The following is a 15,780-nucleotide window of genomic DNA, read 5'->3' as shown; positions in this document are numbered from 1 at the left end:
GCCGGTCGTGCTCAGTGCCGGGCGGCGTAGCCGAGGAAGTCGGCCCAGGTGGCGGGGGAGAGGGCCAGTTCGGGGCCGTGCTTGTCCTTCGAGTCGCGGATGTGGATGGCGGTGGGGGTGTGGGCGACCTCGATGCAGTTATCGCCGGCACCGCTGCTGTAGCTCGACTTGTGCCAGTCCAGGGCTACCTCGACACAGTCGCCGTCGCCGCTGCTGCTGTACGTGGACTTGTACCAGGTCAGGGCTACCTCGACGCAGTCGTCTCCGGATGCGCTGCTGTAGCTGCTCTTGAACCAGGCCGGTTTCGAGTTGCTGCTCATAGGTCCTCTCGCATCCGCTGCAACAGGCTCACGGAGTCCTGCATGGTGAGAGCCTGTGAGCGCATCCAGGCATGCCTGGCCTGGAGAACGCTGACCACTTTGGGGTCGGAGATCAACTGACCCATTTCCTGGCCCTCGTTGTAAGCAGACCACTTGGTCGCCGTGGTTTCCAGCAGGCGAATTGGCCCTTGTAGCCCAGCGTGCTGTTCCTGTACCAGCGGCATCACCTGGATCTCCACATTGCGCAACTCGGCGACTTTCAGCACGTGGCCGATGAGGCCCCGCGTGACCTCGACGCCGCCGGTGCGTCGCAGGAACAGGTGCCGCCTCCACGAACCCCACATCCGGCATCCGTCGCCCCAGCTCCACCGACGCCACCGTGTGCTTGGAGTAGCCCACCCGGCGGCCGAACTCCTCCCTGCTCAAACCGTGATACTCGCGCAGCGCTTGCACCACCGCCCCGAACGTCCGCATGCTGTCCGATGACTCCGGCTCACCACCGTTTCCCGTACCCATGCAGCTCATGGTTACGGTCAGTCACGAGTACTGTCCAGTCCGTAACCGTGTACGCTCCCGCACCGTACGCGCCGCACGCCTGGTGAAGCCCCCCTCACACCCCCCACATTGGGCCCATGCTCACCCAACGCCTCAGCTCAACCCCCCGCGGCGCCCGCCTGGCAAGGCACCTCGCTCTCGCCCAGCTCGACGCCTGGGGCATCCCCCACGGCACCGACACCGCCGACGCCGTAGCCGTGATCGTCGCCGAGCTGGCCGCCAATGCCGTAACCCATGGACGCGTGCCCGGCCGGGACTTCGAGTTGCGGCTTGCGCTGCTCGCCGGAAGCGTGCGGATCGAGGTGACCGACACCCGGGAGGAACGCCCGCCCGGCCCGGAGGATGTACGCGAGCCCGCACCCCTCGCTGCCGCTGGGCGCGGGCTCCTGCTCGTCGGTGCTCTGGCCGACCGCTGGGAGGTGGTCGACCGCGACCCGCCGGGCAAGACCGTGCGGGCCGAGGTCGACCTGCCGCCGTCTCGGCTCGGCTGTCGCCGACGTCCCGCAGTCGATCACGGTGAGTGTTTTTCACTCACAATGGTGACCGGTGTGCCTATGGTTGACCCGCAATCAGTCTGACCAGCCGCTCTCCATCATCGGGGCGCACGGGAGCGCAGATTGCGGCCCGAAATTCCTTCGCGTGCCGCCTGCTGTCGTCACTCAACGTGACTGCAACTCTGATACTTCTGTGTACGCAGCGTGACGATGAGCACGTCGTCGCGACCTTCTTGTGCCACGGGAGACGAGGGAGAGCCATGCCACTCGACACGGCGACAGCACCGGCAGGACCGGACGCGGAGTCGGTTCAGCAGCGGGACCAGCAGAGCCTCAGCACCGCGGCGGCGCGCAATCTCGCCACCACCACCAAGTCCGAACCCCAGATGCAGGGGATCAGCTCCCGCTGGGCGACCCGCATGATCCCCTGGGTGAACGTGCCCGGCGCGACGTACCGGGTCAACCGCCGCCTGTCGTACACCGTGGGTGACGGCCGGGTGACCTTCGTGAAGACCGGCTCGAAGGTCCAGGTGATCCCCGCCGAGCTGGGTGAACTGCCGCTGCTGCGCGGCTTCTCGGACGCCGACGTGCTCGGTGCGCTGGCCGACAAGTTCGTGCAGAAGGAGTTCGCGCCGGGCCAGGTCATCGTGCAGGAGGGCCGCAAGGCCGACCATGTGTACCTGATCGCGCACGGCAAGGTCGAGAAGATCGGCGAGGGTCCGTACGGCGACGAGGCCGTGATCGGCCTGCTGGCCGACGGGGACACCTTCGGCGGCCGGGTGCTGTCCGGGCAGGCCAAGAAGTGGGACTTCACGGCCCGCGCGGCGACCACCACCACGGTTCTCGCGCTGCCGCTGACCGCGTACAAGGCGGTCGCCGACCGGCACGAGGCGCTGCGCAGGCACGTGCAGCTGATCAGCTCCAACGGGCACCGCAAGCTGAACCGGTCGGGCGAGGCGGAGATCGCGCTCAGTGCGGGGCACGTCGGCGAGGAGATCCTGCCGCAGACCTTCGCCGACTACGAACTCGCCCCGCGCGAGTACGAGCTGAGCGTGGCCCAGACCGTGCTGCGGGTGCACAGCCGCGTCGCCGACCTCTACAACGAGCCGATGAACCAGACGCAGCAGCAGTTGCGGCTGACCATCGAGGCGCTGCGCGAGCGGCAGGAGTACGAGCTGATCAACAACGAGGAGTTCGGCCTGCTGAACAACGCCGACTTCGACCAGCGGATCTCCACCTTCTCGGGCCCGCCGGCCCCGGACGACATGGACGAGCTGCTGAGCATGCGGCGCAAGACCCGCTGTTTCCTCGCCCACCCCAAGGCGATCGCCGCGTTCGGCCGCCAGTGCAACAAGCGGGGCATCTACTTCGGCAGCATCGAACTGCACGGCAACCACCTGCCCGCCTGGCGCGGGGTGCCGCTGCTGCCGTGCAGCAAAATCCCGATCAGTGAGCAGGGCACGTCCTCGATCATCGCCATGCGCACCGGCGAGGACGACCAGGGTGTCATCGGCCTGTTCCAGACCGGGATCCCGGACGAGATCGAGCCGGGCCTGAACGTGCGGTTCATGGGCATCGACGAGAAGGCGATCATCTCCTACCTGGTCAGCACCTACTACTCGGCGGCCGTCCTGGTGCCCGACGCCCTGGGCGTCCTGGAGAACGTCGAGATCGCCCGCACGAACGGGAGCTGACGACGGTGTCGTTGATCTCCCGGGTCACGGCACCCGCCGCGGCCCACGACGTGGCGGGGCTGGTGCGGGCCCTGCTCTCGGCGGGCCCGTCGACGCCGGCCACCCGGCCGTCCGGCGGGCCGACGTCACGCGGGCCGGCACTGGTCTCCGGCCCGACCGGGCTGGGCACGTCCGCGGCGCGGCTCCCCGTCGGCGCGGTGGCCGCGCCGCCGCGCTCCCGGAACGGCCGCACCACCACCGCCCCCTCCCTCCCGCTGCCCGCTCCGGCGACCGCCCCACCCCTCGCGGCCGACCGGCCCCGCGTCTTCGCACCGCCCTTCGGCCCCACCGGGCTGGGCACATCGGCAGCAGCCCTGCGCACCACTCCCGAGCCCCGCCGGAAGGCGGCACCGGCGCCCGATCCCGCCCCCGGCCTCCACTGCCCGCCCGCCCTGCGCGACGACCCCGCCCTGGGCGCGGCCGTCACCGAGCGCCTGGTCGAGTGGGCCGAGGAGATGGGGATCTACCCGGGCCGGCTGGACAGGATCCGCCAGGCCGACTTCGGCCGGCTGATGATGCTGGCCCACCCCGAGACGGACGACCCGGACCGGCTGCTGGCGGCGGCCATGTGCGGGCTGTCGGAATGGGCCGTGGACGACCACTACGTCGACGGCGAGGTGGAGGAGGCCCGGCCCGAGCAGATCGGCCAACGGCTCGCCATCGCCCACTCGGTGATCGACCAGGCGAACCTCCCGCTCGGCTATGCCCCCCAGCTCGAAGAGGTCGTCACGGCGGACCCGGTCATGCGGGCCCTGCGCGACAGCCTGCGCAACCTCCACGGCTACGCGACGACCTCACAGGTGCGCCGGCTCCGCCACGAGCTGGGCATCATGTTCGTCGCCTACAACCAGGAGGGCTACTGGCAGGCCGCCGGCCACCGCCCGCCGGTGTGGGAGTACCTGATGCACCGGCACGAGAACAGCTTCATCCCGTGCATGGTGCTGGTCGACGCGATCGCCGGTTACGAGATCCCGTACGGCGAGTTCTCCGACCCCCGGGTACGGCGCGCGTTCACGCTGGCGGGCACCGCCACCGTGATCGTCAACGACCTCTACTCCATGGGCAAGGAGGACCCGGCGGACCACAGCCTGCCCCGGCTGATCGTCGCCGAGGACGAGTGCTCGCTCGAAGAGGCCGTCGACCGCACCGTAGAGATCCACAACGAGCTGATGCACACCTTCGAGGCGGAAGCGGCCGCACTCTCCCTGACCGGCTCCCCGGAGCTGCGCCGCTTCCTGGCAAGCACCTGGGCCTGGGTCGGCGGCAGCCGCGAGTGGCACGCGACCAGCGGCCGCTACCACGGCGACCGTGCCGCGCACGCCGCCTGAGCCCGCCCCGCCTCGCATCCCCCCACCCGAGTAAGGAACCACCTGCCATGTCCAAGATCTCCACCCAGATGGAAGGCATCGCCATGCGCGACGTCCTGCGCACCGACTACCAGAAATCGGTCGCAGAGTACTGGAACAAGGAGAAGGACCCGGTCAACATCAAGCTCGGCGAGGTCGACGGCCTCTACCACCACCACTACGGCCTCGGCGACTGGGATCCCTCGGTCCTGGCCGGCCCGCCGGAGAGCCAGGACCAGCGCATCATCGAGGAACTGCACCGCCTGGAGACCGCCCAGGCCGAGGTACTCCTCGACCACCTCGGCGACATCACCCCCGACGACCGCCTGCTGGACGCCGGTTCCGGACGCGGCGGCAGCAGCTTCATGGCCAACGCCCGCTTCGGCTGCCACGTCGACGGCGTGAGCATCTCCGAGCAGCAGGTCGCCTTCGCCAACGACCAGGCCAGGCAGCGCGGGGTGGCCGACAAGGTCGGCTTCCACTTCCGGAACATGCTCGACACCCGCCTCGACACCGGTTCGCGCCGGGCGATCTGGACCAACGAGACGACCATGTACGTCGATCTCTTCGAGCTCTTCGCGGAGTTCTCGCGCCTGCTGGAGTACGGCGGCCGCTACGTCTGCATCACCGGCTGCTCCAACGACGTCACCGGCATGCGCTCCAAGGCGGTCAGCAGGATCGACGAGCACTACACCTGCAACATCCACCCGCGCAGCGAGTACTTCAAGGCACTCGCCGCCAACAACCTGGTGCCGATGCAGGTCGTCGACCTGACCCCCGACACGATCCCGTACTGGGAACTGCGCGCCAAGTCGTCCGTGGCCACGGGCATCGAGGACCCGTTCCTGACCGCCTACAAGGAGGGCAGCTTCCACTACCTCCTCATCGCGGCCGACCGTATCTGACCCGCGCGACCCGGCGGAGCCGCGCCCGCACGGGCCCGGCTCCAGGGGCGGTCAAGTCCCCGCCGGGGCAGCCGGGTTGGTGCGAGAACCGTTGACGCGATTCCGGCAGGATCCGCCGGACAGGCCCTAGCCCGCCTGACCCATCCCCGCCGCGTTGGGCCAGCTCTGGGCGTTGGGCCAGCCGGTTGCCGGGGCCGGGGTCAGGCCCGGGACCGGGGTGCCCGGTGCCGTCATGCCGCGTACCTGGGCGGCGGTGAGGCCCCCGCGGGCCGGTACGCCGGGCGGGGTGGGACCGACCGCGGCGGCCGGGGCCGGGACAGGGGTGGGGACGGGGGCAGGGAACGGGGCAGGGAAAGGCGCTGGTGCGGGAGCAGGGGCTGCCGGGGCCGGCGCGGGCACGGGTACGGGTGTGGGGACCGGCGGGGCCGGTAGCGGGGCTGGTGCTGGAGCCTGGACCGGGGCTGGTGCCGGAGCCGGGGGCGGTACCGGTCCTGGTGGCTGCTGCATCGGGATCGCCTGGGCTGCCGCCGGCATCGGCATCCCGCCGCCGGGCGGGGGTACGGCGGCGGGGAGCGGCATGCCGGTGCCGGCGGCCGGGGCGGGCGCGGCGAGGGGTATGCCGGCGCCGTTGGTCTCGTTCATCAGCCGGTCCACGGCCGCCGTACCCGAGCTGTAGCTGGTCCCGGTGCTCAGCTCGGGTACGGCGGCTCCCCTCCTGGACCCGTAGAGCACCTGCTCCAGGCCGGACACCAGGCGACGCACGTCGACCTGGGGGCGCACCACGAGTCTCAGGAAGCGGCTGGACGAACCGATCTTGTTGCCGCATTCGCGGACCAGGATCCGGTGCTCGGTGAGCAGCCGGTCCCGGACCACTGTGCCCTCGGCGCCGACGGGAAGGCGCACGAAGAGGAAGTTGCCCTGGGAGGGGTAGACCGTCAGCCCGGGGAGGGCGGAGAGATGGCTGGCCATCTCCAGGCGGTCGCGGCGCACCTGCATCAGGCTCTGCGCGTACTCCGGGCCGTGCTCCCTCAGCATGAACACCACGTGCTCGGCGAAGGAGTTGAGGTTCCACTTCGGGAGCATCGAGCGGACGCGGCCCGCCAGGGCCGGGTTCGCCACCAGGTAGCCGAAGCGTATGCCGTGCAGGCCGAAGTTCTTGCCGAGGCTGCGCAGGACGACCACGTTGGGGCGGAGCATCGCCTCCTGGACGACGCTCGGCTCGGCCTCCGCGTCGGCGAACTCCAGGAACGACTCGTCCACGATCACCAGGTCCAGGTCCGCCATCGCGTCCATGAACTGCACCAACGACTGCTTGCGCAGATACCCGCCGTCGGGGTTGTTCGGGTTGCAGACGACCGCCACCCGGGTGCCGCGGGTGCGGATGAAGTCCGCGTACCGGGCGAGGTCCAGGGCGAAGCCGTTCGCCTCCTGGAGCGGGAACATGTCGACCCGCTTGCCGGTCTCCATCGGCTGGTCGGTCCAGCGGCCGAAGGTGGGGACGGGGATGGCCAGGGACTCGCGGACCAGCAGGTGGTCGATCCAGGTGATGAGTTCCGTCGAGCCGTTGCCCATCGCCACGCACTGCGGGGGCAGCTGGAGCAGACTGCACAGCTCGGCCGTGACGGTGTCGGCGCTGCTCGGGTAGTACGTGACGATCTCGCGCAACCGGACCGCCAGCTCCTCGAACATGGCGGGTGTGGGGAAGTAGGGGTTGCACGGGATGCAGAAGTCCACCGGGCCCGACCCGTCGCTCTCCCGCGCCAGCGCCGCCATCGAAGGGCTGTGCGCGGCGGTGTTGCGGAACAACGAGGTGACGTTGTCAGGCAAGGGAACCTCCGTCGAAGGGTGGCCCGTGCGGGGGAGCACGGGCCGCCCTTGGATACGGAGGGGACGGCAGTGGCGTTCAACTCACCTGCTGTGTGAGCCGCTTCACGCCACCTGAGTCACTTCACGCCCCGAACGTGTGGATCGTCGTCGTCCGGTACGTCTGCCCGGGCCGGAGCACGGTCGACGGGAAGCCGGCGTGGTTCGGCGAGTCCGGGAAGTGCTGGGTCTCCAGGCACAGGGCGTCGCCCTGGCGGTAGGTGCGGCCGCCGGTGCCGGTCAGGGTGCCGTCGAGGAAGTTGCCGGAGTAGAACTGCAGGCCCGGCTGGTCGGTGGCGATCTTCAGGGTGCGGCCGGAGCGCGGGTCGCGCAGCGTGGCGACGTGCTCGGGCTTGGCGGTGATGCCCTTGTCCAGGGCCCAGTTGTGGTCGTAGCCCTTGGCCTGCACCTGCTGCACGTGGCCGGCGCGGATGTCCCGGCCGATCGGCTTGGCGTGCCGGAAGTCGAAGGGGGTGCCCGCGACCTTCGCCAGCTCGCCGGTGGGGATCAGGCCCGAGTCGGTGGGGGTGTAGCGGGCGGCGGCGATGCGGAGTTCGTGGTCCTCGATCGTGCCGCTGCCCTCGCCGGCCAGGTTCCAGTAGACGTGGCTGGTGAGGTTGACGACGGTCGCCTTGTCGGTGGTGGCCTCGTAGTCGATGCGCCACTCGCCGTGCTTGGTGAGGGTGTACGTCACCTTCGCCTTGAGCGTGCCCGGGTAGCCCATCTCGCCGTCGACGCTGGTGTAGTGCAGGTGCAGGCCGACGTCGGAGCCCTTGGTGAACGGCTCCACGTCCCACACGTGCTTGTCGAAGCCCTGCTTGCCGCCGTGCAGGCTGTTCACGCCGTCGTTGACGGACAGCTGGTAGCTCTTGCCGTCCAGCGTGAACTGGCCCTTGGCTATGCGGTTGCCGTAGCGGCCGATCAGGGCGCCGAAGTACGGCGTCTTCGCCACGTAGTCGTCGATGGTGTCGAAGCCCAGCGACACGTTGGCGTAGTGGCCGTGCCGGTCCGGGATCTCCAGGCTCTGGACGACGCCGCCCCAGTTGAGGACCTTCAGCCGCGTGCCGCCGTTCTCCAGCGACCAGCGGTAGATCTTCGTGCCGTCGGCGAGCTTGCCGAAGGGTTCCTTCACCGGCTTCCTGCCCCCCGAGCCCGAACCGGATGCGGCCTGGGCTGTGCCCGTGCCGAGCGTGGTGGCGGCGATGCCGGCCGCCGCGGCTCCTGCGATGACCGTACGTCTGTTCAGTTCCATTTGCGGCTCCCGTAAAAGGAGGGGCCCCGTCGGCTTTCCGGCGGGGCCCGATCTGACTTACGAACCGGACTTGCGCTTGTTCCACACGTCGAATCCGACCGCCACCAGCAGGGCGAGGCCCTTGATGACCTGCTGCCAGTCGGTGCCGACGCTGAGGAGGTTCATGCCGTTGTTCAGCACGCCGAGGACGAGACCGCCGATGATCGCGCCGAGGACGGTGCCGACACCGCCGCTCATGGACGCGCCACCGATGAACGACGAGGCGATCGCCTCGAGTTCGAAGTTGACGCCCGCCTTCGGAGAGGCCGCGTTCAGACGGGCGGCGACCACCATGCCCGCCAGGGCCGCGAGCACGCCCATGTTCAGGAAGACGTAGAAGGTGACCTTCTTGTCCTTCACGCCGGACAGCTTGGCCGCCGGCAGGTTGCCGCCGATCGCGTAGATGTGGCGGCCGAACACCGCGTTGCGCATCACGTAGCCGTAGCCGACGACCAGCGCGCCGAGGATGATCAGCACGATCGGGGCGCCCTTGTAGCTGGCGAGCAGCAGGGTCAGCACGAGGATCGCGGCGACCAGTGCGGTCAGCTTGAGCAGGAAGAGCCGGGTGGGCAGCACGTCCAGGGCGAACTCCTGCTGGCGGCTGCGGTCGCGGACCTCCTGCCAGACCACGGCCACGATCAGCGCCAGGCCGAGCAGCAGGGTCAGGTTGTGGTAGTTGGTGTTCGGGCCGACCTCGGGCAGGAAGCCGTTGCCCATCTTCTGCAGGCCGTCGGGGAACGGGCCGAGGGTCTGCCCCTTGAGCAGGATCTCCGTCAGACCGCGGAAGAGCAGCATTCCGGCGAGGGTGACGATGAAGGACGGTATGCCCAGATAGGCGATCAGGAAGCCCTGTACGGAACCGGCCACCGCGCCCACCAGGAGGCACAGCACCATCGCGATCGGCCAGGACATTCCGTGTTGCACGGTCAGTACGGCCGCGAAGGCGCCGACGAACGCGGTGAGCGAGCCGACCGAGAGGTCGATGTGCCCGGCGATGATCACCAGCATCATGCCGATCGCGAGGATCAGGATGTAGCTGTTCTGCAGCACCAGGTTGGAGACGTTGCGCGGCAGCAGCAGGTCCCCGTCGGTCCAGATCGCGAAGAGGACCACGATCAGGCCGAGCGCGAGCAGCATGCCGTACTGGCGCATGTTGCGGCGCAGGCCGTCCAGCATCAGCCCGAGCAGGCCCTGGCCGGCCCCCGCTCCGCTCTTGCCCGGCGGCGCGGGGGCCGGGCTCTTGGCGGTCACATCCGTGCTCATCGCGTTACCTCTTTGTCCTTCGTCATCTGGCGCATCAGCACTTCCTGCGTGGCTTCGGCCCGTGCCACCTCACCGGTCAACCGACCCGCGGCCATGGTGTAGATGCGGTCGCACATGCCGAGCAGTTCGGGCAGTTCGGAGGAGATGAAGACGACCGCCTTGCCCTCGGCGGCGAGCCGGTCGATGACCGTGTAGATCTCGTACTTGGCGCCCACGTCGATGCCGCGCGTGGGCTCGTCCAGGATCAGCACGTCGGGGCCTGCGAAGATCCACTTGCTGAGGACGACCTTCTGCTGGTTGCCGCCCGACAGCTTGCCCACCGGCTCGAAGACGGTCGGCGCCTTGATGTTCATGGTCTTGCGGAAGCCCTCGGAGACCTGCCGCTCCTCGTGCTCGTCGACGATGCCCCGCTTGGCGACCTTCTTCAGCGCGGTCAGTGAGATGTTGCGGTTGATGGTGTCGATGAGGTTGAGGCCGTAGTGCTTGCGGTCCTCGGTGACGTAGGCGATGCCGTGCCCGACCGCCTCGGCGACGGTCTTGGTCCGGATCTCCTTGCCGTCCTTGAGGACCGTGCCGCCCGCGTACCGGCCGTACGTCCGCCCGAAGACGCTCATCGCGAGTTCGGTGCGGCCGGCGCCCATCAGACCCGCGATGCCGACGATCTCCCCGCGGCGCACCTGGAGCGACACGTCGTCCACGACCTTGCGCTGCTGGTCGATGGGGTGGTGCACGGTCCAGCCCCGGATCTCCAGCGCCGGGGCCGCGCCTTCCTCCGGCTGGTGCGGGGTGCGCTCGGGGAAGCGGTGGTCGAGGTCGCGGCCGACCATGCCCGCGATGATCCGCTCCTCGGTCGTCTCCGGCGCCTTCACATCGAGGGTCTCGATGGACCGGCCGTCCCGGATGATCGTCACCGAGTCGGCGACCTTGCGGATCTCGTTCAGCTTGTGGGAGATGATGATCGAGGTGAGGCCCTGGTTCTTCAGCTCCAGGATCAGGTCGAGCAGCTTGTCGCTGTCCTCGTCGTTCAGGGCCGCGGTCGGCTCGTCCAGGATCAGCAGCTTCACCTGCTTCGACAGCGCCTTGGCGATCTCCACGAGCTGCTGCTTGCCCACGCCGATGTCGGTGACGCGGGTCTCCGGGTGCTCGTCCAGGCCGACCCGGCGCAGCAGTTCGGTGGCGTGCCTGAGGGTGTCGTTCCAGTTGATGAGCCCGCGCCGGGCGTGCTCGTTGCCGAGGAAGATGTTCTCCGCGATGGAGAGATACGGCACCAGCGCCAGCTCCTGGTGGATGATGACGATGCCGTGCTGCTCGCTCGCCCGGATGTCCTTGAACTGGGAGACCTCCCCCTCGAAGAGGATGTCCCCCTCGTAACTGCCGTAGGGGTGGACGCCGGAGAGCACCTTCATCAAGGTGGACTTGCCGGCGCCGTTCTCCCCGCAGATGGCGTGGACCTCGCCCTGCCGGACGGTCAGGGTGACGTCCGACAGCGCTTTGACACCGGGAAAGGTCTTGACGATCGAGCGCATTTCCAGGACGGGTCCCGCCATGGTCGTGCCTTCCAATCAGTGGGGCCAAACAGTGGATTCGGTCGGCGGGGACTACTTGAGCTGGGCGTCCGTGTAGTAACCGGTCTTGACCAGCGCGTCCTCGTAGTTGGACTTGTCGACGCTCACCGGCTGGAGCAGGTAAGCGGGCACGACCTTGGCCTTGTTGTCGTACGACTTGGTGTCGTTGACCTGGGGCTTCTTGCCCTTGAGTACGTCGTCGACCATGACCGCGGCGACCTTGGCCAGCTTGCGGATGTCCTTGAAGACGGTCTGCGTCTGCTCACCGGCGATGATCGACTTCACCGAGGCCAGCTCGGCGTCCTGGCCGGTGATGACGGGCAGCGGCTTGCTTCCCGAGCCGTAGCCGTCCGACTTGAGGGAGGACAGGATGCCGATGGAGATGCCGTCGTACGGGGAGAGGACCGCGTCGACCTTCTTGCTCGTGTAGGCCTTGGTGAGGATGTCGTCCATGCGCTTCTGGGCGGTGGCGCCGTCCCAGCGCAGGGTGGTGACCTGGGTGAGCTGGGTGTCGCCGGACTGGACGATCAACTGCTTCTTGTCCATGTACGGCTTCAGGACGCTCATCGCGCCGTTGAAGAAGTACCGGGTGTTGTTGTCGTCGTTGGAGCCGGCGAACAGCTCGATGTTGAACGGGCCCTTCTTGCCGCTGTCCAGGCCCAGCTTGTGCACGATGTACGTGCCCTGGAGCCGGCCCACCTTCTCGTTGTCGAAGGACGCGTAGTAGTCGACGTTCTTGGTGCCGAGGATCAGGCGGTCGTAGGAGATGACCGGGATGTTGGCGTCCGCGGCCTGCTGGAGCACGCTGTTCAGGGACTTGTTGTCGATGGCCGCGATGATCAGGCCCTTGACGCCCTGCGTGATCAGGTTCTCGATCTGCGAGACCTGGGTCTCCGGGTCGTCCTCGCCGTAGACCAGCTTCGTCTTGTAGCCCTTGGCCTGAAGCTCGTTGACGACGTTCTTGCCGTCGGCGATCCAGCGCTCGGAGGACTTGGTCGGCATCGCGATGCCGATCGTGCCGCCCTTGGTGTCGCCCGTCTTCTCCTTGCTGCCTCCGTCGCCGCTCTGGCCGCAGGCGGTCAGCGTGAGGGCGAGCGAGGCGGCTCCGGCTATCGTGGCGAGTGCGGCTCTGCGGTTGCGCATGGTGATCCGTCCTTGTCCTTCTCGGTTCTTCTCGTCGTTGCGAGGGGTCACGCGGTGATGGGGAAGCGGTTGAGCGTCCCGGGCAGCCGGGAGCCGAGCGGCGCCATGTCGCCGTCCGCGCCGTGCCGGGCGAGCAGGTCCAGGGCGAGCCGGCCGCGCCGCACCCGCTCCCGGGCGGTGTCCAGGGTCACGTCCCGCAGGTGGGTGCCCCACGGGTAGATGCCGGGAGCCTTGGACAGGCCGAACTTCAGGTAGAGCGGTGCGCCGCGCCGGATCAGCTCGGCGACCTCGTACATCCGCACATAGCCGCCGAGGTCGTCGGGGGCCTCGATGTACATGTCCATGGGGGCGCCGGACACCCGGCGGATCTCGGTGAGGTGGTCCAGGGTCAGATCGCTGGGCACGTTGACGGAGTCGGCGCCCAGCCCCTCGTACACCGCGTACGCGGCGGGGTTGACCGGCCCGATCAGCGCCGAGACCTTCAGGGTGGTGTCGGCCGGGATGATCCCCTGCTGCCGCGCCCGGTGCAGGGTCCACAGCACGCCCTCGTCGGCCACCAGCAGACACTTGACGCCCAGCTCGGTGGCCCGGACGGCGTCCTCGACACAGCCGGCGACGGCGTCGTGGCCGCGGGCGCGCAGTCCGCCGCCCCGGGAGTCGGTGCGGACCGAGCCGCCGATGTCCCAGGTGCCGCGCGGGCCGGTGAACAGGCACAGCTCGATGTCCCGTTCGCCGGTCGCGTCGACCATCTCGGTGATCTCGGCGTCGGAGAGCATCCACACGCCGCTGCCCTGGCTGATGCGGTGGATCGGCACGTCGAGGCGCGAGGCCTCCTTCAGTACGACCGCCAGCGCCTCGGGACCCTCGCACGAGGGGATCTCGGTGCGCCAGCGGCCGCCGCCCGGGAAGCTGTGGGCGGAGGCGTCGGCGGGGTCGAGGGCGGGCGCGCCCAGGCCGAGTGCGGCGAGCACCTGCTCGCCGGGCCTGCGGGCTGCCGGGGCGGAAGCGTCGGTCACAAGCTGTCCTTCGTGTTCGGTATTTCGGACAAGGTTCGCGGCTCTGGGTAGCGAAAAGACCTTGGTGGTACGCCGGTCGGGGCGCCGTCAGGTCACGCCCCGACCGGCGTACGGCTAGGGGCGGAGCAGCACCTTGCCCACCTTCGGATCACCGGCCCCGACCAGCTCGATGGCCTGCGGGAACTCGGTCAGCGGCAGCTCGTGCGTGACCAGCGGCAGCGGGTCCAGCAGCCCGGCGCCGAAGACCCGCACGGTGTGCGCCCAGGCGTCCGGCGGTGCCCCGAAGACCGTGTGCACCTCCAGCTGCCGTACGACGAGATCGGTCGGGTCGAGCCCGTCCGCGCCCGCGGCCGGGAGGCCGGTCAGGACCAGGCGTCCGCCGCGCCTGAGCAGGGAGGCGGCGGTGCGCGCGGCGGACGCGGACCCGGCGGTCTCGATCACGACGTCGAAGTCGTCCGGGAGTTGCCGGCCCTTGAGCCGGAAGTCGGTCGCTCCGAACTGCCGGGAGAGCGCCTCCCGGTCGTTGCGCGTGCCCACGACGAGCAGCTCCACCGGCGAGATCGCCTTCAGGAACTGCACGGCGAACATGCCGAGCGTGCCCGTACCGACCACCGCGACCCGCTCGCCCGGCTGGGCCTTCGCCTTCAGCGCGGCGGCCGCGATGCAGGCGGCCGGCTCCAGCAGAGCGGCGGCGGTGAGGTCGGCGCCGTCCGGCAGCGGGTGCAGCAGCCGGGCGGGCAGGGTGAGGGTGGCAGCCATGGCGCCCGGCTGGGTGAAGCCGGTCTCCTCGTACCCCGCGCTGCACAGCGTGGTCTCGCCCGCGTGGCAGCGGTCGCACACCTGGCAGTTGCGGAAGCCCTCGCCGACCACCTTGCGGCCGACGAGCGCCGCGGGCACGCCCGCACCCACGGCGCGGACCGTCCCCGACCACTCGTGGCCGGGCGTGAGCGGGTAACGGACGTACCCTTCCGGCCGGTTGCCCTGGTACACCTCGCGGTCGCTGCCGCAGATGCCCACCGCGTGCACGGCGACCAGCGCCTCGCCGGGACCGGGATCCCGGGGCGTGTGGTCCTCGACCCGGTGCGCTCCGGGCGCCTCGATCAGAACCTGCGAACCCCGGGAACTCACTTCGTGCCCTTCGGCTTGCGCTGCTCCCAGCCGTCGGCCCACAGGTCGAAGCGGGCCTGCTGCTGCGGGAACTCGGCGGCCGCGTCGGCGTCGAACTCGACGCCGAGACCAGGCTTGTCGGAGAGGTGGAAGTAGCCGTCCACGACCTCCGGCGCTCCCTTGACCACCTTCTTGATGTCCGCGTCCGCGAAGTCGTTGAAGTGCTCAAGGATCTTGAAGTTCGGCGAGGTGAAGCCGACCTGGAGGGAGGCGGCGGTGAGCACGGACCCGCCCACGTTGTGCGGGGCGACCAGCATGTAGTGGGTCTCGGCGGTGGCGGCGAGCTTCCGGGTCTCCCAGATGCCGCCGATGTGGCCCACGTCGGGCTGGAGGATGTCGGCGGCCTGGCTCTCGAACAGCTCGCGGAACTCGATCCGGTCGTGGATCCGCTCGCCGGTGGCGACCGGGATGTCCACCTTGGCGGCGACCTTCTCCAGCGCCTTCAGGTTCTCCGGCGGCACCGGCTCCTCCAGCCAGGCGGGCTTGAAGGGCGCGAGCTCGTGGGCGAGCCGTACGGCGGTCGAGGGGGAGAAGCGGCCGTGCATCTCCAGCATCAGCTCGGCGTCCGGCCCGATGGCGTCGCGCACGGCCTCGATGAGGGAGACGGCGTACAGGGTCTGCTCGTGGTCCAGCTCGAAGTGCCCGGTGCCGAAGGGGTCGATCTTGAGCGCCTTGTACCCGCGCTCCATCACCCCCTGGGCGGCCTTGTGATACGCCTCGGGCGTTCGCTCGGTCGTGTACCACCCGTTGGCGTACGCCTTGACCTTGTCGGTGACCTTGCCGCCCAGCAGCTGCCACACCGGGACGCCGAGCGCCTTGCCCTTGATGTCCCAGCAGGCCATCTCGACGACCGCGATGCCGGACATGACGATCTCACCGGCCCGGCCGTAGTCGCCGTACTTCATACGGCGTACGAGGTCCTCGACAGCGAACGGGTCGGATCCGAGAATGTGGTTGGCCTCGGCCTCCCGCAGATAGCCGATCAGCGCGTCGGTGTGACCGAGCATCCTGGTCTCGCCGACTCCCGTGATGCCCTCGTCGGTGTGCACCTGGACGTAGGTCAGGTTGCGCCACGGCGTGCCGACCACGTGGGTGCTGATTCCGGTGATGCGCACGGCA

At 69.3% G+C, this 15,780-nt stretch carries 13 protein-coding genes and 1 pseudogene; 4 read left to right on the top strand and 10 right to left on the bottom strand.

Going from position 1 to position 15,780, the window contains the following annotated elements:
• Nucleotides 1–11 precede the first annotated feature (11 nt).
• Nucleotides 12–320, bottom strand: coding sequence for a DUF397 domain-containing protein (locus tag AQI88_RS07195; protein ID WP_079057427.1), 309 nt, complete (start codon nt 318–320; stop codon nt 12–14).
• Nucleotides 317–845, bottom strand: a pseudogene (locus AQI88_RS07190) (Scr1 family TA system antitoxin-like transcriptional regulator). Before AQI88_RS07190 ends, AQI88_RS07195 begins: the two are co-directional and overlap by 4 nt.
• Nucleotides 846–952: 107 nt before the next feature.
• Between AQI88_RS07190 and AQI88_RS42705 the strand changes: the two are divergent.
• The 4 genes from AQI88_RS42705 to AQI88_RS07170 all read left to right on the top strand — a co-directional run bounded on the left by AQI88_RS42705 (nt 953) and on the right by AQI88_RS07170 (nt 5,353).
• A complete protein-coding gene (locus AQI88_RS42705; protein ID WP_079057426.1) occupies nt 953–1,453 on the top strand; it encodes an ATP-binding protein in 501 nt (166 codons plus the stop codon).
• A 176-nt stretch (nt 1,454–1,629) separates the two neighbouring features.
• Entirely contained in the window at nt 1,630–3,063 is a 1,434-nt protein-coding gene (locus AQI88_RS07180; RefSeq protein WP_066993558.1) for a family 2B encapsulin nanocompartment shell protein, read from the top strand.
• 5 nt (nt 3,064–3,068) lie between these two features.
• Nucleotides 3,069–4,430, top strand: a complete 1,362-nt coding sequence (locus AQI88_RS07175; protein WP_066993554.1) for a family 2 encapsulin nanocompartment cargo protein terpene cyclase — start codon at nt 3,069–3,071, stop codon at nt 4,428–4,430.
• A gap of 47 nt (nt 4,431–4,477) precedes the next feature.
• Nucleotides 4,478–5,353 carry a geranyl diphosphate 2-C-methyltransferase gene (locus AQI88_RS07170; protein WP_244184056.1) on the top strand — a complete coding sequence of 292 codons (876 nt, stop codon included), beginning with the start codon at nt 4,478–4,480 and terminating at the stop codon, nt 5,351–5,353.
• 126 nt (nt 5,354–5,479) lie between these two features.
• Here the strand turns inward: AQI88_RS07170 and AQI88_RS07165 are convergent, their stop codons facing one another.
• From AQI88_RS07165 to AQI88_RS07130, 8 genes are all read right to left on the bottom strand, one after another.
• The gene (locus AQI88_RS07165) at nt 5,480–7,180 is read right to left on the bottom strand and encodes a pyridoxal phosphate-dependent aminotransferase (RefSeq protein ID WP_107118480.1); all 1,701 of its coding nucleotides are present in this window, start codon (nt 7,178–7,180) and stop codon (nt 5,480–5,482) included.
• Between the two features lie 121 nt (nt 7,181–7,301).
• Entirely contained in the window at nt 7,302–8,468 is a 1,167-nt protein-coding gene (locus tag AQI88_RS07160) for an aldose epimerase family protein (RefSeq protein ID WP_066993550.1), read from the bottom strand.
• Nucleotides 8,469–8,525: 57 nt separating this feature from the next.
• The gene (mmsB, locus tag AQI88_RS07155) at nt 8,526–9,770 is read right to left on the bottom strand and encodes a multiple monosaccharide ABC transporter permease (protein WP_066993547.1); all 1,245 of its coding nucleotides are present in this window, start codon (nt 9,768–9,770) and stop codon (nt 8,526–8,528) included.
• Nucleotides 9,767–11,317, bottom strand: a complete 1,551-nt coding sequence (gene mmsA / locus AQI88_RS07150; protein ID WP_066993543.1) for a multiple monosaccharide ABC transporter ATP-binding protein — start codon at nt 11,315–11,317, stop codon at nt 9,767–9,769. Before mmsA ends, mmsB begins: the two co-directional genes overlap by 4 nt.
• Before the next feature lie 51 nt (nt 11,318–11,368).
• A complete protein-coding gene (chvE, locus tag AQI88_RS07145; protein ID WP_066993540.1) occupies nt 11,369–12,478 on the bottom strand; it encodes a multiple monosaccharide ABC transporter substrate-binding protein in 1,110 nt (369 codons plus the stop codon).
• Nucleotides 12,479–12,525: 47 nt separating this feature from the next.
• Nucleotides 12,526–13,494: a hypothetical protein gene (locus AQI88_RS07140; protein ID WP_066993537.1), complete on the bottom strand. Its 969-nt coding sequence runs from the start codon at nt 13,492–13,494 to the stop codon at nt 12,526–12,528.
• Nucleotides 13,495–13,608: 114 nt separating this feature from the next.
• Nucleotides 13,609–14,622, bottom strand: a complete 1,014-nt coding sequence (locus AQI88_RS07135) for a zinc-dependent alcohol dehydrogenase (protein ID WP_066993535.1) — start codon at nt 14,620–14,622, stop codon at nt 13,609–13,611.
• Nucleotides 14,619–15,776 carry a mandelate racemase/muconate lactonizing enzyme family protein gene (locus AQI88_RS07130; RefSeq protein WP_066993532.1) on the bottom strand — a complete coding sequence of 386 codons (1,158 nt, stop codon included), beginning with the start codon at nt 15,774–15,776 and terminating at the stop codon, nt 14,619–14,621. The genes AQI88_RS07135 and AQI88_RS07130 overlap by 4 nt, the downstream gene beginning before the upstream one ends.
• Nucleotides 15,777–15,780: the final 4 nt, after the last annotated feature.

The sequence above is a fragment of the Streptomyces cellostaticus genome, assembly GCF_001513965.1.
GTDB lineage: Bacteria > Actinomycetota > Actinomycetes > Streptomycetales > Streptomycetaceae > Streptomyces > Streptomyces cellostaticus.
Note: the sequence above shows the minus strand (reverse complement) of the source record. Positions and strands in the feature narration are given on the sequence as shown.